The organism is Leptospira perdikensis (assembly GCF_004769575.1).
GTDB lineage: Bacteria > Spirochaetota > Leptospiria > Leptospirales > Leptospiraceae > Leptospira_A > Leptospira_A perdikensis.
The window spans coordinates 1-22,404 of the sequence record NZ_RQGA01000002.1; the positions used below are offsets into that span (position 1 = coordinate 1).

12 protein-coding genes are annotated in these 22,404 nt (G+C 38.0%); 5 read left to right on the plus strand and 7 right to left on the minus strand.

Going from position 1 to position 22,404, the window contains the following annotated elements; all coding sequences use genetic code 11:
* Window positions 1-489: 489 nt before the first annotated feature.
* Window positions 490-4,392: a fibronectin type III domain-containing protein gene (locus tag EHQ49_RS00955; protein WP_135575457.1), complete on the minus strand. Its 3,903-nt coding sequence runs from the start codon at window positions 4,390-4,392 to the stop codon at window positions 490-492.
* Between the two features lie 803 nt (window positions 4,393-5,195).
* On the opposite strand from EHQ49_RS00955, the gene EHQ49_RS00960 reads away from it, so the two are divergent.
* Window positions 5,196-5,915: a DUF1554 domain-containing protein gene (locus tag EHQ49_RS00960; protein ID WP_135575459.1), complete on the plus strand. Its 720-nt coding sequence runs from the start codon at window positions 5,196-5,198 to the stop codon at window positions 5,913-5,915.
* Between the two features lie 117 nt (window positions 5,916-6,032).
* Here the strand turns inward: EHQ49_RS00960 and EHQ49_RS00965 are convergent, their stop codons facing one another.
* From EHQ49_RS00965 to EHQ49_RS00975, 3 genes are all read right to left on the minus strand, one after another.
* Window positions 6,033-6,608 (minus strand): LIC12231 family lipoprotein, encoded by a 576-nt coding sequence (locus EHQ49_RS00965; protein ID WP_135575461.1) that lies wholly within the window; start codon window positions 6,606-6,608, stop codon window positions 6,033-6,035.
* Between the two features lie 191 nt (window positions 6,609-6,799).
* Complete coding sequence (locus EHQ49_RS00970; RefSeq protein ID WP_135575463.1) at window positions 6,800-8,434, minus strand: PAS domain-containing hybrid sensor histidine kinase/response regulator; 1,635 nt, start codon at window positions 8,432-8,434, stop codon at window positions 6,800-6,802.
* 214 nt (window positions 8,435-8,648) lie between these two features.
* On the minus strand, window positions 8,649-9,449 hold the full coding sequence (locus EHQ49_RS00975; protein ID WP_135575465.1) for an alpha/beta fold hydrolase: 801 nt from the start codon (window positions 9,447-9,449) through the stop codon (window positions 8,649-8,651).
* A 163-nt stretch (window positions 9,450-9,612) separates the two neighbouring features.
* Here EHQ49_RS00975 and EHQ49_RS00980 point away from each other — a divergent pair, with 163 nt between their 5' ends.
* The 4 genes from EHQ49_RS00980 to EHQ49_RS00995 are packed head-to-tail and all read left to right on the plus strand — an operon-like array spanning window position 9,613 to window position 14,303.
* A complete protein-coding gene (locus EHQ49_RS00980) occupies window positions 9,613-10,548 on the plus strand; it encodes a hypothetical protein (RefSeq protein ID WP_135575594.1) in 936 nt (311 codons plus the stop codon).
* Window positions 10,548-10,889 carry an STAS domain-containing protein gene (locus tag EHQ49_RS00985; RefSeq protein ID WP_135575467.1) on the plus strand — a complete coding sequence of 114 codons (342 nt, stop codon included), beginning with the start codon at window positions 10,548-10,550 and terminating at the stop codon, window positions 10,887-10,889. Before EHQ49_RS00980 ends, EHQ49_RS00985 begins: the two co-directional genes overlap by 1 nt.
* Window positions 10,890-10,899: 10 nt before the next feature.
* Window positions 10,900-11,328 carry an ATP-binding protein gene (locus EHQ49_RS00990; protein WP_135575469.1) on the plus strand — a complete coding sequence of 143 codons (429 nt, stop codon included), beginning with the start codon at window positions 10,900-10,902 and terminating at the stop codon, window positions 11,326-11,328.
* Entirely contained in the window at window positions 11,325-14,303 is a 2,979-nt protein-coding gene (locus EHQ49_RS00995; RefSeq protein ID WP_135575471.1) for a PP2C family protein-serine/threonine phosphatase, read from the plus strand. The genes EHQ49_RS00990 and EHQ49_RS00995 overlap by 4 nt, the downstream gene beginning before the upstream one ends.
* A 60-nt stretch (window positions 14,304-14,363) precedes the next feature.
* On the opposite strand, the gene EHQ49_RS01000 is transcribed toward EHQ49_RS00995, so the two are convergent.
* The 3 genes from EHQ49_RS01000 to EHQ49_RS01010 all read right to left on the minus strand — a co-directional run bounded on the left by EHQ49_RS01000 (window position 14,364) and on the right by EHQ49_RS01010 (window position 22,259).
* Window positions 14,364-15,572, minus strand: a complete 1,209-nt coding sequence (locus EHQ49_RS01000) for an EAL domain-containing response regulator (protein ID WP_135575473.1) — start codon at window positions 15,570-15,572, stop codon at window positions 14,364-14,366.
* A gap of 26 nt (window positions 15,573-15,598) precedes the next feature.
* Window positions 15,599-18,109, minus strand: coding sequence for an ATP-binding protein (locus tag EHQ49_RS01005; RefSeq protein WP_135575475.1), 2,511 nt, complete (start codon window positions 18,107-18,109; stop codon window positions 15,599-15,601).
* 454 nt (window positions 18,110-18,563) lie between these two features.
* Window positions 18,564-22,259, minus strand: a complete 3,696-nt coding sequence (locus tag EHQ49_RS01010) for a LamG-like jellyroll fold domain-containing protein (RefSeq protein ID WP_135575477.1) — start codon at window positions 22,257-22,259, stop codon at window positions 18,564-18,566.
* Window positions 22,260-22,404 lie beyond the last annotated feature (145 nt).

Below are 22,404 nucleotides of genomic sequence, written 5' to 3' on the forward strand. Positions count from 1 at the left end.
CATGTCGTATACATTTGTTGGGAAAAGCCTTACGTCAATTGATGTGAGGCTTTTTTTATGTTCGGATATATTTCTAAATCCAATTTCGATCTTGGATCGGAAACCCAAACCAGAATGCGTTTCTGACGGAAGCGGCAAGGAGTGCGGAGCTCGGCAGTCTGAAGAGGAATATCGCTTGGCAGGAGTCGGATAGGGATTCTGCAACAAAAGGGTTTAATCAAAATCTAGCGAAATGATTAACTCAAGAATACCATCCCAGAAAAAAAATAAAACCATTAATGGGGAATATCTTATCATCATCCCCACTTGTATGGAATATCCGAACTATCTCCATGGATCAGTGATTTTTTGTTATAAGGATGAAACTTCTGTTATACTGCGATAAAGGTATCTCTAATTTTGTTTTAATTCCTTGATCTTTATATTAGAATCCGAAGTTGATTCGGATTCTAATATCTTTAACAGTAAACGGTCTTTCATTTTAAATCATTAAAATTTCCCATCTGCGTTTAAACGAAGAATCATACCAGAGGTATTACTTGAACCTCCAGGAAACATATATAGCGGAGTTTTACTCATTAGGGTTGTTCTTCCGCGACTTGCATAAAATAAAGAAAAAAGTGTTCCATCTGGACTTTCTTGCATATAAGATGCTGTAGGTGAAAATTGCCCTCCTGAGACACCAGGGCCTATGTGAGTGTACCAGGAAATTTCACCCGCGGCATCCATCATAAAAAAAGTGGTGTCGTATTGTCCGGTAAAGGGATGAATTGGTGTGACATTCCCCAGCGAAGGAATGTTAACTTGTGAACTTCCTACAATTATATAACGATCGTTTGTTAGTTTGCGAACATCCATTAGATACTCATAACCACTGGCACCTAAGTGTGTGTACCAATCGATATGACCATCCGGCCTGAGTTTCCAAACGGCTCCTTCTTCACCCGAAGTATATGGTCTTAATGGAGTTTTCCCTTCTAGCCCAGACATTGCAGTGGGTACATTTCCAACCAATATTAAACCTCCGTTAGGAGTTTCTGCCATTCCGTATCCTCTGTCACTACCTGATGTTCCTAAAAATGTCAACCATTGCACTTGTCCTGTAGCGTTGAGTTTGATGATTAACGGATCAAAATCACCTTTGGCACTGATCCAGGGAAGAACACCGTCTAACGAATTGATTGTGCTTGCGGAATATCCGTATAATGTGAGGCTACCATCTGCCATAGGTCGTAAATTTAAATAATCTGCCCCACTACCTCCGTAATAACTCCACCATTGAAGGTTTCCATTATTTGAGAGGGAACCTGCCACTGTATCGACATTACCACTATGTGCGATTCTTGGTGGAATGCCACCTAAGTTACTTACGCCTGTCATTCCTGAATGAGTTGAAAATAAGATGGATCCATCGGATTTTGGATACACTTTTAAGGTGTTGGATCCGTTTCCTACGAAAGTAGTCCAGACAATGTTCCCATTTGATGAAAGTTTGGTGATGAGGCCATTGTATTCGGGTGCACCAGAATGTGGAATGATAGGAGTTTCTCCGGAAATGAGAGATGTACTCCTGGAAAACAAGGTAACGATGAATCCGTTGTCTTGTGTTTCTGGAATAATGCTATAAGCAGTGCTTTCAGAGTCATTTCCTCCCAAAAAAGTATACCAACGAATGGTTCCATTTGGATTCACTCGAACAACCATCGTATCTTCATTTCCGTTGAATGATGCAACCGGATTGATTCCGTTGATTGAAGGAATATTTGTTTGCGCTCTGCCACTGATGACAAAACTTCCATCTCCCGCGGGGGTTATAATATTTTGTGGATCAATTCCTGGTATAAATGTATACCAATCAACTTTACCTTTTTTATCAAATTTGATCACAAGGCCCGCTCTCGAATAACTTCCAAATCCAACGACAGGAGTTTTTCCTGCAAAGGAAGGAATGTCTGCCATACTTGTGGAAAGTGTGATAAAACTTCCATCTGCAGTTACGAAGCTACTTCTTGGAGCTATGGTATTTCCAATTGGTCCGAAGAAACCAAACCAACCTGAGTGACGGGCTTCGATCACAACAGAGTCCGTTGCAACACGGGGGATACCAGCACATGAACCAGGAGAATCAGTGAATGATAAGGATAACTCATAAACACCAGCTACATCTGGAATGAAATTAGGTGAAAGGGTCGTCCCGTTGTTGATATTTGCATTAGTAAGAGTCGAAGCAGGGGGTTTACGAAGAAATGACCATTGGTATTGATAACTTCCTGTATTGGCTCCGCAAAGGACAGCATCTGGATTTGAGGAAGCACTGCCATCTAGATAAGCGATATCTCCAGGTTCTAACTCGAAATCATATCCAGCATTGGCAATGGGTGGTGTATTCACAAACGGGGTGGTAGCGGAAAGTATTCCAGACCAGATACCACGATTTCCAGATGAATCGTAAGCCCTAATACAAAAGTGGTAAACAGTATTCGAGGAAAGATTTGAAACGTTCCAGCTCAAAGGGGAACCAGTAGCCGTTACCCCAATGGAATTTGGAACTAAAATTGCAGCATCACATTCTGAGTCAGAGCCGATCGATGAAGTTGAGCGACGTATTTCATAGGAGGAAACTGAACCTATCATCCCATCTCCTCCGACCGATGTCCAGGCTAGTTGGATCGTGTTTCCATCAACGGCTGCTGCAGTGGCATTCGTAATAGGTGCCGGGGGATTTAAGTCAGGTACAGAATAAGTAATTGCACTTACATTACCTGTCCATGTGTTTCTATTCCCAGCCAAATCAAATGCTCTAATACAAAAATAATATTGAGATGATGGAGAAAGACCATCTAACTCAAAGGCTTCTATGAGGCCTGCTGGTTTTGGAATTAAATTATGTGAAACAGGCGTTGCCGAATTACAAGTTGCATCATTCGAAATGATTGTAGTAGAACGTTTGATTTCATATGAAGTCGCTCGACCATAAATTCCGTCATTTCCTGGACTAGTCCATTGTAATCGGATTCGTGTATGGGATCTTGGTGATGCAGATAAATCAGCGATTTGGTTTGGTCCCACTGAATCATTCACGGTTACAGAGGCAGTAACATTGAGTGCTCCAACAGTTGCAATAACCCCGGCGACTCCTGGTCGACTAGCAGTAAACACGCCACTGGCGATTGTACCAACTGATTGACCATTTAATCCGTTTCCAGTTGTCACGTAACTAGCATTAACAAACCTTGGTTGGCCCATAAAACTAGCAGACACTCCAAATACAATAGTCTCTGAAATATCTGCGTTCACAGTTAATGGGAATATGTTTAATGAATCAATCGGTGGATTTGTTTCGCCGTTTGGAGTTGAATCGTATGTGTTCGGAATCCCATCACCATCGGAGTCGGCAAGTCCTGTTGGACTAGATGCGTTCCTTGGATTATAACCGTTATCAACCTCCCATGCATCATTATAACCATCATTATCTTGATCTGTGTCATATTGATTTATATATGTTGAATCTAGAGAATCGAGAGGATATTGGAAAATAGAAGTACTTGGGCGTGAGGTATTCGCCCCCCATTGGTCTGTAGCACTCACTTGCATTTGGATTCCTGTAGATCCCATAGCTTCATATGGGATTGTCGCAACATACCATTGAGTACTTCCTTCTCTAGTCATTGGAAAATAATTAGTTCCTCCTCCATTCCGACCAGTAATTAAGCGCACTGTCATTGTATCACCATCTGGTTCAACAATTTGAGCACGTACTTGATAAGGTAGGTAAGAACAATTTGGTTTGAAGTAGTAATAAGCACCTCGAACATCGGGAGGGAGGTTCCCATTAGGGGGAGTTCCTGCACCAAAAAAGGAGAATGTTCTTGTTGTGAAGTTAATTCTATCAGATTCTAATTGAGAGTCATGGCTACTCCAGTCGGGGAACCTGCCACTTGTTGTATCAGGAGAGGTTGTACTTGCAGAAAAACCTATAGTTTTGTTCGAAACCAAATTAAGTGACTGGATTTGACTGGAATTCACAATTATCGAAACGGATACGTCTTTCTTAAATCGATAAGAAGGAGTGATCTCGTAAACTGGTGATGTTGGAATGTAACCAGAAGGCAATGCTTGTGAAGCAGGGGAATATTTCGTGATTGTAAATTCACGAGTTTCATCCATTGCACCGGAAGGAATCATAATTCTAATAAAACCATCAGCAGAAGTGAATATAGCTCCTCCCGGTCCGACCTCCTTAGATCCCATGGATACACCCGCACCAAGTAGTCCAAGTTGTTTGAGTTGTTCTTCTTTTGGATTGATTCCAGAGGAGAAATTGTCTAAAAACGCAATACAATTAGAAAATAATAATATACACCAACAGAATAAAAAAAATTTTAATTTCATATAGTTTACCTAAATTCATATAGAGATTTTTAACTTAATCCAAAAAGGATTCGATTGTTTTGAGCGGTCAATATCTTTCTAGTCGACTAACATAAAAATGGATACGCTTTGGTAAATACGCAGATCCATGTTCATCTCAATCTATTTTTTTTATCCATATCCCTAGTTCACTTGTTTCTGTAGGATTGATTTGAGGAAAAAGTATTTGTAGAACCATCAATGAAACTTTTTGGTTCGAAGGCGTATCTACCAAATGGTAGGTGTTGCTGAAAGGTATATGCTTCGTCATAAAAAGGCAAAGTTTGACCTTTAATCGCTAAGGCAATTACCGATTTGATTCTAAATGCCTTTGAAGGCTTCATTGTATTCTGATACACAATCTTTTGTTAATTTATAATCTTAGTATGATTGGACATATCTTTCAAAATCCAAATTATTTTAATTTTGCATATTGATCTGCGTTTAGGAATTTTTCTACTTGAGATGGCGTTTGCGGTTACTCTTGTTCTTTCAACAATCCTATTGAATCCAAATTTGTTCCTTGGAGAAATTCTGAAAGGAGGGTTTATTCTGTTGTTAAAGTTTCTTGGGAGGAGTCATTCTTTCTTTGTGTTTTTTTTGTTACGTGTAGGTCAGAAGGAAAATGACTCGACTCGTGATTGGTATTATCAATGGATTCTGATGCATTGTCCTTGTAAAATCCATTAATAATGAGATCCTGTTGGTTTGGTTTAGGTTATAAGTTATTGACTTGGTCTTGAAATTTTTGACTATTAGATTCCAGCAGGAAAGGGTTTCTTCAAATGTCAAAAGAAAGGTGGAATGGATTAAGTTTTACTTCGATGGGAAACATTTTATTGTTTTTTGCCTCCCTATTATTGATTCAATGCTCTAAACTAACAATGAATAATCCTTGTGACCCTTCTGCTAAAGATTATGCGGTTGGCCTTGTCTATAAAATGGTTACTAGTGATAGAAAAACATTTTGTGAAATCAATATTAAGAATGATGTTAGTGTAGAGTCATCCTGCCGAACTTGTCGGATTTTTGTGACCGCGGATCCATATTCTGGTGCCCTGGGCGGAATTGCAGGAGCCGATAATAAATGTAACATCGATGGTAATAAACCTAACACTGGTATCTATAAAGCCTTTCTGTCCGATTCAATTGCAAGATGGGCATGTATAACGGCAAATTGTAGTGGCGGTCCATCGGAACATCAAAATTGGGTATTACAACCGAACAAAGATTATGTTCGTGCTACCAGTTTGATCCCTATTGGGACAACCAACAGTAATGGTCTTTTGCTGACCCAAACGAATGCAGTAACCACTACCGGTGTTACGACATGGCTCGGGTTCCGTTCGAATTGGATCACTGAGCCCAGCCTTCATTGTGATGATTGGATTCAGGGAACGAACACGTTTACGGGAACACTCAATGACCAAAGCACAAACCCGATTATCGGGGCTGCATCTAATCTTTGTAATAATTCCCATTCACTTGTCTGTGTGGAACAATAACAACATATAGAAAGAATATAAAACAATGTTTGTCTTATATTCTTTCCTTGTAGGTTTTGAGAAATTTAGAGTGTGAATTAAATGTAGGATGAATTAAAAATCCAACTCTATTAAATATTATAATTCATTTATGTAAGGTTTTGCATCTTCCAAAAATTGGTAAGACATAGCCTTAAAAACTTCTTCTTCAGAGGATGTGAGTAAATTAACCCAGATAACTGGTAAAGTAAAGATCCAAAGGAAAATAGATCTTCTTGGTGAATAGGTAAAGTCTTTTACCTTTTGCCCATCTTTATACAAAGAATAGGTAACATCAAATCCTTCGTTCGAACTCCAAGCCGGCAAAATGGTTGCAGTTGCCATGGAAATATATCCGAAGATCAGGGCCTGAGCAGAAATAGGGGCCCACTGTGTTGATACCTTGCAGTAAACTCCTTTTTGAGGAATATTTTTTGGGTCTAAAATTTCTTCCGTATCGGCAAACTTTGATTTTAGATTTGTTTTAAAGAAGGATTTTAAAGCAGTGTAACCACCAAATTCTAAAATTGGGAAAGGCTCTAAATTGTAGAATAATTTGATTTTCGATGCAGTTGTTGTCTTCGGTGGAGAATCAATGATCGGATAATCCCTGTAACGTGTGATACAGGAAGAAAAAGTTAGAATTAGCAAAAACAGTAAATGAATGAATTTCATCTTTAAACCTCTGTTATAGTTTTGCACAAGTCTATCAGTTCGTTAATTATATTCAACCGTTTTACTGCTTTGGGAAGTCTTTTGTTTTTTCTCTGATAGATCCATAACTATGAGTCTAAGAAATTCTAACCATTTTAGATGATACATAATGAGATGTGGAGGGTGAACCTTTGGGTTCGAAATGGGGGCGTTTACTTTAAAAGGAATTTGGAAAGACAATTTCCTATGGTTTTTGAAACTACTGGTTTTGATATAAAATCATCAAACCCAACCTGAAAGCATTTTTCTTTTTCATCTAAACTTTCATCTGCAGTTAATGCAACAATAGTCGTCTTTTTATGTTTTGCTTTTTCGAATTCTCGAATTTTTAAAGTAGCATCCAACCCATTTTTTTTTGGCATTTGAATGTCCATAAAAATGAAATCGGGATTTTCACTCTGATAAACAGCGATCGCTTCCTCACCATTTTTCGCTTCAACGATTGTGGCATTCGGTACAATTCTTTGGAGCATTGTTCTAAGTAGAGTTAAATTGATTTCATTATCGTCTACTGTTAAGATTTTTGATTGGATGGAACTGAGTGAACGGTCTGTCCGAATGAATTCTGATTCGCTGGAATCCTGGATAGCGGGGTCATTTGGAGAACTAAGGTATTCCATTTCTAATTCAAACGAAAAACTACTTCCGAACCCGAATTCACTCTCCAATTGTAATGATGAATTCATCTGACCAAGTAAACGATTGGTAATCGTAAGTCCAAGACCTGTTCCCCCATACTTTCTTGTTGTAGAAGAATCTTCCTGAGAAAACATTTCAAAAATCTTATCAAAACTTTCTTTTTCGATCCCAATTCCTGTATCGTGCACATTAAAAAGAAGACTGACTCGATATTCGTCGATGATTTCCAAAACTTGAATTTTAAAAATGACAAAACCTTTTTCAGTGAACTTGACTGCATTTCCGATGAGGTTGATCAGAATTTGCCGAAGACGAATCAAATCCATTTTTAAAAAATCAGGTATCTTAGAGTCGATTTGAATTTTGAACTCAATATTCTTTTTTTGAAAAGAATACAACAATATCGATTTTAGTTGATCAATTAAAGTTCGAACGGGAAAAAATTCGTAATGTAGTTCTAGTTTTCCCGCTTCAATTTTCGAAAAATCTAATATATCATTAATTAGATCTAATAACGATAGAGCTGATGTGTGTGCAATTTCTAAATATTCCTTTCGAACTTCATCTTCTTTTCCGTGAAGCATCAAGTCCAGATACCCGATCACTGCATTTAAAGGTGTTCGAATTTCATGACTCATGTTCGCAAGAAATTCTGATTTCGATTGGGTAGCGCGAATGGCCGCTTCCTTTGCTAACCTTAACTGCTCCTCAGTTTCTTTAATGGATGTTATGTCTTGGTGCGATCCAAACATAAAGGCCGGTTTCCCGTCCTCTGTCCATTCTGCAACTCGTCCTTTGTCAAGAATCCAAACCCAATGACCATTTTTATGTTTCATCCGCACTTCGCATTCATAATAGGCTTTTTTTCCTGCGAAATGTTCTTCAAGTTCTTCGTTGATTCGAATCATGTCATCGGGATGAGTGAGGCCCGTCCATAATTCATAATCTACAGGTCCAAGTTCCTCTAGTGTGTAACCTAAAATTTCTGCATATCGATTGTTGACAATACTTGTGTTGTTGATGAGATCCGTTTCCCATGTGCCGGCATTCATAGCCCGTACTAACTCTGCAAAACGATGCCTTTCGTGCCGAATGATTTGTCTGTCGTCGTTATCCTCTCCTTTATTATTTGAATTCATCTGGCTCATTATGTTTCGTTATTAGGTAACAAGAAGAGTTCTCCAGTTTGGCGGATCTTCTCCTGTAAGATGAGACGGTGGAAAGGTAAAATTATTTTCCGAATCAATCCTAAAAAGGATATAAATTCAAGAGAGGGGTCGTCCATCGTTTAGGGTTTTTGTATTCAAAAAGTCTATTTTTGCTACGAAAAACCCACTTCTGTATTTTTGGACTGGAAGGATTTTATTTCAAGGCAATTTCATTTAGTATTCTACATAACTCTTCGGGTTTGCTAAAAAAGGGAGAGTGACTGGAGTCTATTTGAAAAACATGATCACAGGGTGAATCTTTTTGCATTTTCCGTTGGATAAAAAGCGTAACCGCTCTGTCTTGCAAACATTCAATGTATATTTTGGGAACTATACCATATCGTTCTTTAGTTAACTTCAATTTTTCAAAACCACCCAAGTTCGGTTCCGGAGTGAGTAAAACATTCGCTAACTCTGTAATTTCAGCTGGGCAGTCATGATATAAGGCTTCACGGAAAATATGAGGACTCAGCCGATGTGTTCGAAAGGTTTTTGGTAAAAATATATCGATTAATGTTTTTTTATAACCAGTATAATTTTTAAGCAATGAGGTTGCCAGTTTTATAGAAACTTTGGGAATTGTGTTTTGAATGACGAGCGAATTTCGATCCAAAAGAGCATAGTCCATCATCGACTTTCCGTTTGGAATTAGATACGCTGCTAGATATATTAATTTCTCAATTTTTTCCGGGTATTTTTCTGCTACCTTTGAAATGACAATGCCATTACGGCTGTGAGCAAGTAAGATCACTTTCCCTTCTATTCCTTGAATTGTTTGTATCGTTTTATTTACATAGTCATCAAGTGTTACTGAATGTATTTTATTTCGGTCAATGCCATGTGCCGGCATGTCAATGTTTATCGCTCGGTGCCCACTATTGTGAATGTGTGGTACAAGTTTGTGCCAATTCCAGGCACCGTGGTATGAGCCATGTAATAGAATAAAAGTTTTCATTTCTTTTCCTTAAATCGATCGATAAAAGTTTAGAACGAATGTTAAGATTCGAAAACCCGATTCTTGCTATTTCTAAATATTTTGGCTCGTTGAATCTAGAGATTTGTCTTTACTCTTTTTTCGGGATATCCGCAAATTGAAAATGTTCCGTGTAACATTGAAAATGGCCAATAAACGAACTTTTATTTCTCCCGACTTAGCCCAAGAAATTGTAAAAAATATCAGATTACTTGCCCTCTCAGGAAAAAAGAATTTTAAAACCTACCTGTATGACCCGCTTGTATTTTCAGGCTGGGAACGAGATAAAGCACACTTAGGATCATCGACTGCTAAGCTGATGGATAAGATCCACCAAGACATAGAAGATCCAGCCTATAAACATACCATCGCACATCAATGCAAACGGCTGATTTCTCAAAGTTTGACTGAAAGTTTGTCCGCTTTAGGTGATTCCTGTATTTTTTTTCTGGATCGAGTTCAGGAAAACATTGAACTTGCTGCTTCGGTTGAAGCGACTGACTTTATTTATGCGATTGAAAAACCTCTAAAAGAGTTTGCGAAAATTACAAATGAATCCAACGAGAAAAAATTTGAAGAGACAATTGCGAATTTAACTGCCGAAGATTTACAAACAGCTTTTAGTCCCATTCGTTTAGATAAAACGCGAAAGAAAGTGTATGTGGAAACAGAACTACATACTTTATACCAACAAGTTTTGACGGCTACAAAATCTAACAATCTCGCAAAATGTAAAAAGTTACTAACTCGTTATATCATTACATATAATGAATTCGAAAGTTTTAATAAATCCGAAGTAGAAACCTTACTTGTTGCGCTTGATAAAAGGGAGGCCGGGTTTAGGCAAAACCTTTGGGATTCACTTGCTATAGATATATATTATTCGGTCACTAGAGGAATAATGGAAGGAAACACGAAAAAAGCAATCCAAGGTATCCGAAAGTTTGCTTATATTTTTGAAGGTGATCCTAACGTTAAGTTTAGTTACGAAATTGATGCATTGGAACGAAAGTTATACGGAATTATCCAAAAGAAAGGATTAATGCGAGAATTAATGAAAGATTTAAGAAGGGGAACCTAATGGCTAATATAAACTTTAAAGAAAAAAGTCACGGCGATAAATTTGTAATTCAGGTATCTGGCGAAATTGATGCGAAAACAGCTCCTGAGCTAAAAGTTAAGTTGGAGCTTTCGATTGAAAATGGAGCAACTAAGATTGTATTAGATTTTAGTGATTTAACTTATATTTCTTCCGCAGGGATTGGTGTCTTAAATTCCATACAAAAGTATTTAAAAGATAAATCAGGGGAAGTTGTTTTGGTGAACCTATCGAAAGAAGTGAAAGATACGATGGATTTGATGTATTTTACCAAAAAAGTTAAGGTGTTTCCAAACTTGGACGGAGCTCTCGCCGGTTTTTAGGGCAAATAATTTGGAACCAAACGAAGAACAGGTTCTCGAAGTTCCCAACCATTTAGACAGTTTGTCTTTGGTTCGGCAAACAGTAAGATCTTTTTTGGGAAATGACCTTCCTTCTGATATAACCGGTAAACTCGTATTTTGTGTAGATGAAGTGGTCACAAATATCATTGAACATGGATTTCCTAACCAAACTCAATCGTTGATTCAAATAAAAATGAAAAAAATATCAAAGCAGGTGGAATTCATAATCACCGATAGTGGTATTCCCTTTGACCCAAACAAAAAAAAATCGGATACTTGGAAACATTTATACGAAGCTGGTTTAGACGGCGGATTTGGAATTCGTTCTGTAAAAAAAATTATGACAATCGAATACAAACGATTAGTTGCAGAATCTTTAAATGAGTTAAGACTAAGTTATGTTAGGAACGAACCTTGAATAAAAAAAGAATACTACGGGCGATTGTTCCGGGCATCAGAACTAAGTTAAGTTTTTTTACAGCCATCCTTGTGATTTCGATTTTAGCGATTACTTCATCGTTACATTATAACCAACAGCAAAAAGCGCTGGAAGATAAACTAGAATCGGAACTAAAAACTCCATTGGAATATATCAATTCTGTTGTTTTGGATTTGGAAAATTTAACTCGAAGCCTTGTGATGATTGAAGAATTTAAGGTAAGGGTCAAAGGGAAAAAGAAAGAATTGAGTCGTTTTAAACGAACGATTGTTAGTAAAGAAACTGGATTACTAGGTTCATTGAAAGATTTTGGTAAATCTCTTGGACTCAATCTGAAAAGAAATAATGTATATCGATCCGTGGATACTTATTTTACTCGATATCTTTCCGAGAAAGAAATCGATGATTTTGAAGACAAGGTAAAGGCTGAACTGCGCAAAGAAAATGGGGCGCCGATTGATCCTTCAACATATAAATATATAAAAGGTTTTGCCGAGAAAACAGCCCTAGCTCGAATCAATGTAGAACGGGCCAAAATACGTCTGATTGAGATAGAAGAAGAGTTACAATCACTCGAATCTGAGTTATTGACGGAGGACCTAAACCTCAAAAGAAAAAAAACTTTGATAGCCGATAAATTAGCCATCATCACTGAACGTAAGTTAAATGAAAAAATTATTCCAGAAAATGAAAGAAAATCTTTAAATTACGAAACGCTTTTAACAAAGGCATTACAAAACTTTTTTAGAGGATCTTATAAAGATCATATTACCTCTATTGGTTTGATGCCTGATAAAATTCGAATATTTGCTTATGACAGAATGGGTAAAGAAACCTTAGATACCGGATTATTATTTCCTGAATCCTCAGGAACTGGCAAAAAACTTCTAAAACAATCGGATTATTTGGAAAACAAAAGGATTTTGTTTTCTGAAAAAAACGTGATGAGTTTAGTAAAGGAAAATTATTTACCTACTAGTTATGAAGTTGGTGGTAGGCAATATGAAGTTGTTTTTCGACCCGTATTTAGAAATCCAAAAACTGCAGAACGCGCAAAGTTAATTACCGAGTTACTTTCTGACGATGAGAATAGTTATTTGGAATTTTTCGCAGAGGATTTGAAAATTTCAGAACAACTTAGGGAAGTTGTTTTAAAATTAAAATATAGAGTCACCGAACTTCGAAAAGAAGGTAAGGTGAAACCAGGTGCTGACCCAATTTATCGTAGCCTTGCCGATTCCTATCGAGGGTTAATTAAGAAACGTGAATTGAAATTTCAAGAATTAATGCCAAATAAATCGGCATTCGAGTTGCGTATGAAAAATTGGAATGAAGATTATTCCGCACTCGTTGAGAAGAAAAAACAAATCGCAAAAGAAATAGTCGAATGGGAAGAAAAATTAAAATCCCCACCAAAAAAGGGAGAAACTGTTTTTACACTCGAAGAGATCCAAGAAAAAATCAGAAATCTTGAAGCATTACTTGAAGAAACTAATGATCAGATTCAAAGAGTTGCGATTAGTAAAGATGACTGGTCATCTTTTAAAGAAGCGAAATTGAATGATGCAATCCATGGAATTCGGGATGCAGCTCTAGAAGATTTTGTATTCATGCCATTTCAAACGGGTCCGTCAAGTTTGATGCGTTATTACAAGAATGAAGAGGAAAGGGAAATCCAAGCTATCAAACATAAACAATTTAGGGAATGGATTCTCTCTGGAAATTCAGAAACCGTATTACCAAAACTCAAAGGAAAATTTTCGTTTTCTGATTCAGGGATTCTCGTACGGAGCAGAACGGAAGCAGAAGAAATGATGTGGAATTTGGACGAAACTCCAATTCTTCTTTCTAAAGAAAATGTTTCTGGTTTGGTTTATGAATTACTACAAAAAGATTTGCTTGGATTCAATGTCATCATCATTGATCGAACAGAAGGTTATCGGCAAATCAAAAAGAATAGGGAAGAACAAATTCGTTATGCAAGTGTCATCGCTATCGTGGGCATTCTTCTTGCTTACCTACTTGCTTGGTTCTTTGTTCGGAAAATAAAAATTATCAGCAAAAAAACGGAAGAAATTGAAAAAGGAAATTTAGATGTTTCGTTTCCAAAAGCGGGTTACGATGAAATTGGGATTCTTAGTGAGTCATTAAATGATATGGTGCATGGCCTTAAAGAACGAGAAGAGATGAAAGGTGAGCTCGTTGCAGCAGAAGAAATTCAGAAACGCCTGTTACCTGGTAATCTACCGACAAGTTTAGAAGATAAAATTGAACTTGCAGCTTTTTATAAAGCGATGACAGGTGTAGGTGGCGATTATTATGATTTTATTGAACTCAATGATGGGAAACTTGCGTTCTGCATTGGTGATGTATCCAACCATGGGGTTGGGCCTGCGATTGTTATGGCGTTATTTCGTGCTCAGATCCGTTCCATTTTTCGAAAAGGAGAACGAAATCTTAAAAAGATTCTTCTCGAAGTGAATGGGAGTTTGTATGAAGATACACCCGATCATATCTTTGTGACATTTTTTTTAGGAGTTTTTGATCCGGAAAAATCTTCAGTAGAATACATTTCCGCAGGCCACGTAAAACCAATGTTTTATGATGCGTCTACCAATAAAATTCATGAATTACCAGCAGGAGGTTTGCCTTTAGGGATGGATGAAAATTCGTTTTTTGAATCTACTATCGAAAGAAAAGTCATTATATTGGATTCGGGTGACCTCTTTTTTCAATATACAGATGGGTTGGATGAAGCTAGAAGTATCGAAGGAGATTTTTTTGGTAAACCAAAAATCGCTAAACAACTATTGGCAAATGGAGGTGAACATGCAAACGACCTGGTAAAGAATATGGTTCTTGAATTGGAAAAACATACATCTCAAAATTTATCACAACCAGGTATGTCTACACTCTCCGATGATATCGCAATGATTGTGATCCGGAAAAAATAAACTTTAATATATTAAAACAATTGAGGTCATTCACTTAGCATATTAGGAAATCCTATATTTTTATCGAATAGATTCTTTTAAGTTTTGATTACAGAATTCTAAAAATTGAACAAAACTCATTGGTTTTGCTATGAAATAACCTTGTCCCAAATCGCAATTCATGTTTTTTAGTTGTTCCCAATCGTTTTTGGTCTCAACACCTTCTGCAGTACATTTGATTTGAAGTTTTGTAGCCATTTCAATACTAGAATTAATTAAAACTCGCGATACATTGCTATTGGTCATATCGCGAACGAAAGATTGGTCTATCTTTAACTCGGTAAATGCGATTCGAGTGATTTGTTGCATACTGGAATACCCGGTTCCATAATCATCAATCGATAAACCAAATCCCTTCATACGTAGACGTGCTAAGTTCTCAAGAGCTGGCGCCATTTCTGTCATTGCGGCGGTTTCGGTAATTTCAAGAATAATATATTTAGGATCTAACTCTGATTTTAACACAATTTGGGTAATTTTATCGGCAAGTTTTGTATCTGCTAAAGATGTAAGTGAAAGATTGACTGAAATTGAAATCTTGTGACCATGTGTGTGCATTTCTTTGCAGGTTTTCGCTGATTTTTCAAGCATAATGAATGTTAGTATGTCGATGTTACCTGATTTTTCCAATAAATCAATGAATGCATTTGGAGTTACGATTCCGTATTGAGGATGAATCCACCTTGCCAAGGCTTCTGCACCAATCAACCTGCCAGTAGCTAATTCAAGTTTTGGTTGAAAAAAGGGGGAAAATTGACCTTCGAGTAATCCTTCTAGAATTTCCCCTAAAGTATAACTGGAACCATCTTTCGATTCATTTTTTTGTTTTAGGTCGCGAGATTTATAAATGGAAAATAATGGAATTAGATGAGCAGGTGTTATTGGTTTTTCTATAGCACCAAGTAAATATATCCCATAAGCACCAGCCATTTTTCTGACAGATTCAATTAAAGCTCCATCCAAGGCACTCATGATGATGGTTGCAACAGGAGAATGTGCGTTTCCTATATGTCGTAAGAACTCCATTCCATCCATCTCAGGCATATTTAAATCACAGAGAATGATATCAACGGAATTCGGACTTGATTGATTTAGTATATTAAGAGCTTCTGTTCCTGTTCTCGCTTCACTAATTTTCATTGCACCCAATCGCAATAAAATGTCTACGATCACATCTCTTTGAAAGTCATCGTCTTCAACAATGAGAAAAGTTAAATCATTTGCATTCATATGTTTACCTAGTTGAAATTTGATGTTTATAAATCATCAATAAAAGATTCGATTTTTACAATGTCACTTTTCATCCCTTCGATTTCCTCTAAGGCTTTGTTGACCTCATTTTCGAGGATCAATGATTCAACTTTTGTATATCCGTTGATTAAATATCGTGCTCCTGCAATTTTGCAGGATCCTTTTAAGCGATGAGCAAGGTGCGCTGCTTCTGTTAGGTTTTTGTTTGACAATTCAGCAATCAGTTTCATTAAATCTTCATGATGATGCATTCTGAACTTCTTTAAAATTAATACCTGCCCCATTTTGTCCGGAACAATACTTTGTAGATTCGTTATATCAATAGGTGAACTTTCATTAGTAAGATGATCTGAAGAATCTATGGGCAAAGGATTTAGTAAGTTGGGTAGCCATTTTAGGAGGGTTTTTTTGAGTGTCGCAATTCGTGCGGGTTTAATTAGAATTTCATCCATTCCCGCATCAAAACAATGATCGTTCTCTTCGCTTAGTACATTTGCAGTGTAGGCTATGATTGGAATTTTTTTAAGGAAACGTTTCTCTTCTATATTTCGGATATCTCTCGCAAGTGTGTATCCGTCTTTGATCGGCATATGGCAATCGGTAATGATAAGATCGTATTTGTTCTCTAACCATAATTTCAGGGCTTTTTCACCATCATCGGTGTTATCTACTTGGAAACCTAACATTTCAACCTGGCGAACTAGTAGTTCTAAGTTCACAGAGTGATCATCAACTACAAGAATTCTCGGAACGTATGATTTTGAATGAATGATGGGCTCAATGTGATGTTCTTCAGCCGTAAGAAAATTTAAACCGTTGGTATCGATGTTGATTGTGGGAAGTGATAATGTAAGGCTAAATGTTGAGCCAACCCCTGGACTACTATCAATCGATATGGTTCCATCCATCAGATCTGCAAGTCGTCTGCAGATAGCTAATCCAAGTCCAGTGCCACCATACAATCTAGCGGTATCTGCTGTTGCTTGAGAATAACTTTGGAATAATCGAGATTGTTCTTCTGTGGTGAGGCCAATTCCTGTATCCATTACTGAAAAACGTATTTGTTGTGCATATGTAAGATTTTTTACTAACTCTGCAGAGATTGTAATTTCACCTTTCTTTGTAAATTTGATTCCGTTACTAACAAAGTTGTTTAATATTTGTGATAATCTTAGTGGATCAATTAGATGTGAGACGAGTATCTCTTCGTCAATTTTATAATTTAAAGTCAATCCTTTTGCATTGGCAATATGAAAGTATGTTGAAACTACTTCGGAAAGTAATCGATTGATTGATGTTACCTGAAGAGATAACTCTAGTTTTCCTTCTTCTATTTTTGACAAATCAAGAATATCACTTAAAATTCGGAGTAAACTATTTCCTGATTCCATAGCATTTTGAACCATACGTTTCTGATCAACACTGAGGATTGTTTGGGAAAGTAATTCTAACATCCCAATCAATCCACTTAGAGGAGTTCGAATTTCATGACTCATGATTGCAAGAAATGAGTCTTTTGCTTTGTTTGCTAACTCAGCTTTTTCTTTTGCTTTTTCTAAAAATGCTTTTGCTACAAATTCATCTGTTACATCGCGAAAAACTAAAATGGAACCAATGATTTTGCCTGATTTATTTTTGATCGGAGCACAGTTGTTTGAAATATTGATTCTAATGCCATCTCGATTGATGAGAAGGGAATCTTGATTGTCACCTTTTGCCTTCCCAGAAGAAATTACTTCATATATCGGAATTACTTTTGGTTCGCCAGTTTTTGTATGAACTAGTTCTAAAATTTCTGATACTTGGTGACCCATTGCTTCTTTTTCTGTCCAACCAATTAATTCTTGAGCAACAGGGTTTAAACGATTGATCACACCATGTTCATCTGTAGTGAGTACAGCATCACCAATCGAACTTAAGGTAATTGATAAATTTTGTTCGCTATTTAATAAGGCATCATTTTTTTCAATGACTTCTTTTGCACGTGTATATACTTCCGATTCCATTTTGGCAATACGTTCCCGCATTTCTTCAGTGTTTTCGGACTGTTCCAGTTTTTGTTGTTTTAGGCGAACAAATTCTGTTACATCTTCTGCTCGATGGACAATACAAAGTAAGTTGCCATCTTTATCAAAGACTGGCGAGTTTCTAGGGCTCCAATATTTAACTTCGAAACCACTCCCATCCGGCTTTCGAACATCATACTTTTGTAATGTCATTGTGCTTGCGACTTTGTAGTTTACAACTCGGAGTAGGGAGGCTTTGAGTTGTTTGACGCCGTCAGCGTTTTCGTCGTTTGGGTTGTCTGGGAATACTTCGAAAATATTATGTCCAATTACGTTTTCTCTTTTGATGAGTGTGGCTTCTGCATAAGCATCGCTAACATCAATGATATTAAATTCTAAATCTAAGATCATATAGAGTTCGGAAAGAGACTCGAAAATATTTTTAAAATCGATTGGATATAGTTTATTGTTTTTTAAAGTAATGTCTGAAGTGAGCTCCTCGTTTTCCATTTTGTTTTTTCCGTATTATGGTAAAAATTATCAAAACTTTAGTTCAATCGAAAATAGTAATGTATGCAACCACAAAACGTATTTGATATAAAGTACATTTATGGGAATTTGTTACGAGTTTTGATTAATGTAGTTATAATAGTAGATCGGAGTTCAAAAAATATTTAGAGAAATGGTAAAATAAAATATATTGATGCAATAATTAGAATATGCTATTTTTCCATTTTGCGAACAAAGTTCGCAAATGAATTCCAAGCGAGGATATCTTTTGTAAGTTACCTTTGACTTAGGGAGAGTTTTTTTGAGTGGTTTGTGTTTATGAATGCACCAAACATTGTAAATACGGGTTTGTGCTAGGTAGTAATTCTAGTTTTCTTATGATTTGGAATTCTTATTGTAAACCAATTAAATGGTAAGGCCGGATCCTGGTTGGTCTTTGCCATGATCCTTGTCGTTATGGACAAGGATGACTCACAGGGAGATTGTATTTATTGGATAGATAACATTCTACAATATGTCTATCTGCTGTGGAAAGAACCTGGTCGAAATAGATCAAATCGCCAAGAAAACCTTCTAAATAATCACCATCAAAAGGTGGAAGGCCGCCGTAAAAATATCTGCCTATATCCAAGGTCCCACTAGAACAATTGTAAGCGGGTGGTCCTGAACTAGTAGAACTCGCAAAAGTACCACCTTTATAAAGATTGCCAGTGGTTCCATTGTGATCGAGTGACATGAGAATGTTTTCGTTTACTGCACTATAGGAAGCATTGGAATACAATCGAGGAGTGCCACTTTGTAAATCAAACATGGTAAGTAAACTCCCTCCTCCCCCATCCGGTAAATATAATAACTTCCCAGTGTCACCATTATGAAAAATTCCATCACTCCCTCCTCCTTGCATATCGTTGAATACGGCAAAGATGGAATTGCTGGCAGTATTTAATTCAGGAGTACAGGCTCTCGACAGAAATGTTCCCGTTACATCCGTAAAACGTAAACTTTTGGATCCATTGATCCCTGTGGCATTAAACATTGGTTGTTGGACTCCCAATCCTTGGCTTACGTGAAGCCCGTTCCCACTCCGGTCATCCAATACCCCTACACAATTGGTTGTTGTTTGACAAAGTCCCGGGCCAAAGGAAGCCGCTTCCGGCATCAGGAACAACTTTAAGCTACTACTAGCAGGTGTTTGGTTCCAGCTACTGACTTGAGTCGGATAATGACCTGACAATGCTCTGATCTCCGAAAGACTAAGGACACGATCGTAGATTCGAATTTCATCTAGATCACCAGTAAAGTTAGCGATCCCATCAAGGCGCCTTCCCACTTCTAGGCTAGGACCAGGAACTGTGGACCATGATTTCGGCCCGGAAGTACGTAAAACTCCATTTTCATAGACTTCGGTAGTTGTAGAATTATAAGTTCCGCAAAGATGCATCCACTGGTTTCGAAAACCTTCGTGAAAGGTGGTCACATCATCAGCCACACCAAACATACCGGTGACGGTATCAGACACCACGAGGCCATTTCCTTGTGAGGTAGTGAAGGATCCATATCCCACAATGTATTCACCAAGAGAACTGGATTTATTAAACCAGGCACAGATCGTTCGTGGATTATTTCCTACGGGTAAACCACTCGGACTTAATTTTTGCATAAAGGAAGCACCGTTAAAATAATAGGCTCCATTTGGATGGCCACTGCGATCCGTAGTGGTGGCCGCTCCCGAAATGTTTAAATTGTTTCCAGCACTTCCGTAGTCTTTTGCATTCCCGTTCAAAGGAAAATACGATACAAGTCCAGAAGGAACTTGTATTCCTAATTTTTGGATTTCATCATTGTCGAGGGCTCCATTAAAGAAACGAACATCGGAAATTTTTCCTCTGAAGAAAAACCCATTTCCTGCATCTCCCACCTTGAAACTGTTTGCTGGTGGATTCGGGTTCACAGTAAAAATAAGGGAATCCACTTTGCCGTTGAAATAGATTTTCCAGTTGGTTGCATTACGAGTTAAAACGACATGAGACCATTGGTTTAAAGGTAGTTTCATTGTGGTGTTTCCGCTACCAGCAACGGCACCTAGGCTGACACCCAAACTGCGGGTGCTCCCATCGAAAGTGAGGCCATATCCATTGGAACCTCCCAGACCATTATAGAATATAAACTGAGTACTAACACCGCCGGAAGGATATACCCAGGCAGAGATTGTTAAATTATCGGTAATCACTGGATTGATGTTGGATGTAGATTGGATGAATTCTCCACCTCCATGAAATTCATAAGCACCGCTTGCGAGCCCATTTTCATCCATAGTAGGGGTTGGCGCACCAGTCACCAAGCCGTTGTTTGTTCCAATGGAGTCGTTCGTATTTCCATCATAAGTATAACGAAGTAATTCTGATGGTTCTAGGTAACGAAGGGAATGATTCCCCGAATCAGCGATATAGATATTGATTCCGTCTGACAATAAATACCCAGGGAAATTCAAAAATCCATTTCCTCCGGTATTGTCAGCATATCCAGAGTTACTTCCCACGAGGGTTGTGACTTTATTTGTTGATAGATTGAGATGTCTGACTTTATGTCCTGACCATTCAGAAATAAACAAATTGGTTCCGTCTGTTGTGAGTCCATGTGGGTCATTGAACTGGGCAGCCGTTCCAATTCCATCAGTAGAGGCTTGTACTCCATCGCCAGCGATCGTATCTACTGCATTAGTGCCACTAAGAGAAAGTCTACGAATTTTATGGCCACCGCCAGCCCCAAGATCTGTAATGTAAAGGAATCCTCCTAGACCTATCGCTGTTATCGGAGACACAAAGCGAGCGTTAGTTCCTGTTGTATTATCAGCAAAACTACATAAAGTAGCACCACCAGCAATAGTGGTGACCGCAGTTGTTGTAGGGTTGATCTCACGAATGGTACAGTTCCCACGATCAACAACATAAAGACTTCCGTTGAAAATGGTAATCGAAGAAGGATTATTAAAAGAAGCGAGAATTCCTGAAACGTTATCCGCGGAAGCAGCACTTCCGCTTCCAGCAAACGTAGATACTACGGAGGTAGCAAGATTGACTTTTCTAATCCTTCTGCCTGCCGATTCTAAAATAAATAAATTGTTACCATTGGTGGTAAGACCAGTAATCCCATTAAACTGAGCTGCGGTTCCGACTCCGTCTTGGCAATTGGTTGTGACTGTACCGGGGCAAACAGTTCCTCCACCTGAATTTCCGCCAGCAAGGATGGTGGTGGTTCCATTGGATTTATCAATCTTTCGAATCACTGCGTTCATAGAATCAGCAAGATAAATAAAGTTACCATCAGTAGCAATCATACTCGGGCCATTAAACCGAGCCACTGTTGGTCCAGCAGTGGGAACGGCCCCTCCTGTAATCGCACCTCCACCACCAGCATTGGTTGGATAGGATCCAACTCTAGTTCTGATAAATGTTTTTCTTCCAATCAAACTGGTTCCGAGGTCGGAGCTTGGAGTTGGGTGGATATTTCCTCCTACAATGTATCCGCTAACGCATGTTATAAATAAGGTTACATTGGCAGCTGCCATTGTCCCAACAGTCAGTGTTGGATCATCAAAGGTACAGATCGAACCTCCAGGTTGTGAAGTGATTGTCACTGCATAGTTGGATCCTGTCGCTGCAAGAGTTGTAAATTTAGTAAGACCAGTAGTTGCTATGTTTAATGTTTCTGCTCCGTTTTGGACGGAGATCGTTCCACTGAGTCCGGATACGTTCACACCCACTTCATAAAAGTTGGCACCAAGCCCACATGTGATACTTACATTTGTTATATTGCTACTTTGGACAACACCTTGGGCGTTGGTGATGGAGCAGGCTAGACCTGCACCATTGGTGACAAAACTGACATCATAACTTTGCCCTGAACTGAGTTTTGTTGGGAAGACGAAGTTTCCATCAGAGCTCACGGTTATTGATTCTTGGTTATTTGTGAGTGTGACCGATGTTCCGGAAAGAAGTCCCGATACGGCACCGCCAATACTATGTCCTGTAAACTGGGGACCGGTGAAAAAACGAAGAAAAGCCAAAAAATCCAAGGGGCTTCTTTGGAGTGAAGGGAGTCCACAGGAAGCGAGGAATAAGAATACAAAGGCTAAAGTAAATCTCTTCATTTGGGAATCCCTGGGCTAATTGAACTCTATAAAGATTGCGATTTTAATCAAGATTTTTCGGCGTATAGTTTGCTTTGATTGGAAAATATACGAAACTTTTGTACCATCCCTCGGTCTTTTCGTCTTGGTGGGGAACAATTTTTAA

Excerpts from the sequence above, each read along its gene's own strand:
- EHQ49_RS00955 (WP_135575457.1), bottom strand. The coding sequence starts at position 4,392 with ATGAAATTAAAATTTTTTTTATTCTGTTGGTGTATATTATTATTTTCT.
- EHQ49_RS00960 (WP_135575459.1), top strand. The coding sequence starts at position 5,196 with ATGTCAAAAGAAAGGTGGAATGGATTAAGTTTTACTTCGATGGGAAAC.
- EHQ49_RS00965 (WP_135575461.1), bottom strand. The coding sequence starts at position 6,608 with ATGAAATTCATTCATTTACTGTTTTTGCTAATTCTAACTTTTTCTTCC.
- EHQ49_RS00970 (WP_135575463.1), bottom strand. The coding sequence starts at position 8,434 with ATGAGCCAGATGAATTCAAATAATAAAGGAGAGGATAACGACGACAGA.
- EHQ49_RS00975 (WP_135575465.1), bottom strand. The coding sequence starts at position 9,449 with ATGAAAACTTTTATTCTATTACATGGCTCATACCACGGTGCCTGGAAT.
- EHQ49_RS00980 (WP_135575594.1), top strand. The coding sequence starts at position 9,613 with ATGGCCAATAAACGAACTTTTATTTCTCCCGACTTAGCCCAAGAAATT.
- EHQ49_RS00985 (WP_135575467.1), top strand. The coding sequence starts at position 10,548 with ATGGCTAATATAAACTTTAAAGAAAAAAGTCACGGCGATAAATTTGTA.
- EHQ49_RS01000 (WP_135575473.1), bottom strand. The coding sequence starts at position 15,572 with ATGAATGCAAATGATTTAACTTTTCTCATTGTTGAAGACGATGACTTT.
- EHQ49_RS01005 (WP_135575475.1), bottom strand. The coding sequence starts at position 18,109 with ATGGAAAACGAGGAGCTCACTTCAGACATTACTTTAAAAAACAATAAA.
- EHQ49_RS01010 (WP_135575477.1), bottom strand. The coding sequence starts at position 22,259 with ATGAAGAGATTTACTTTAGCCTTTGTATTCTTATTCCTCGCTTCCTGT.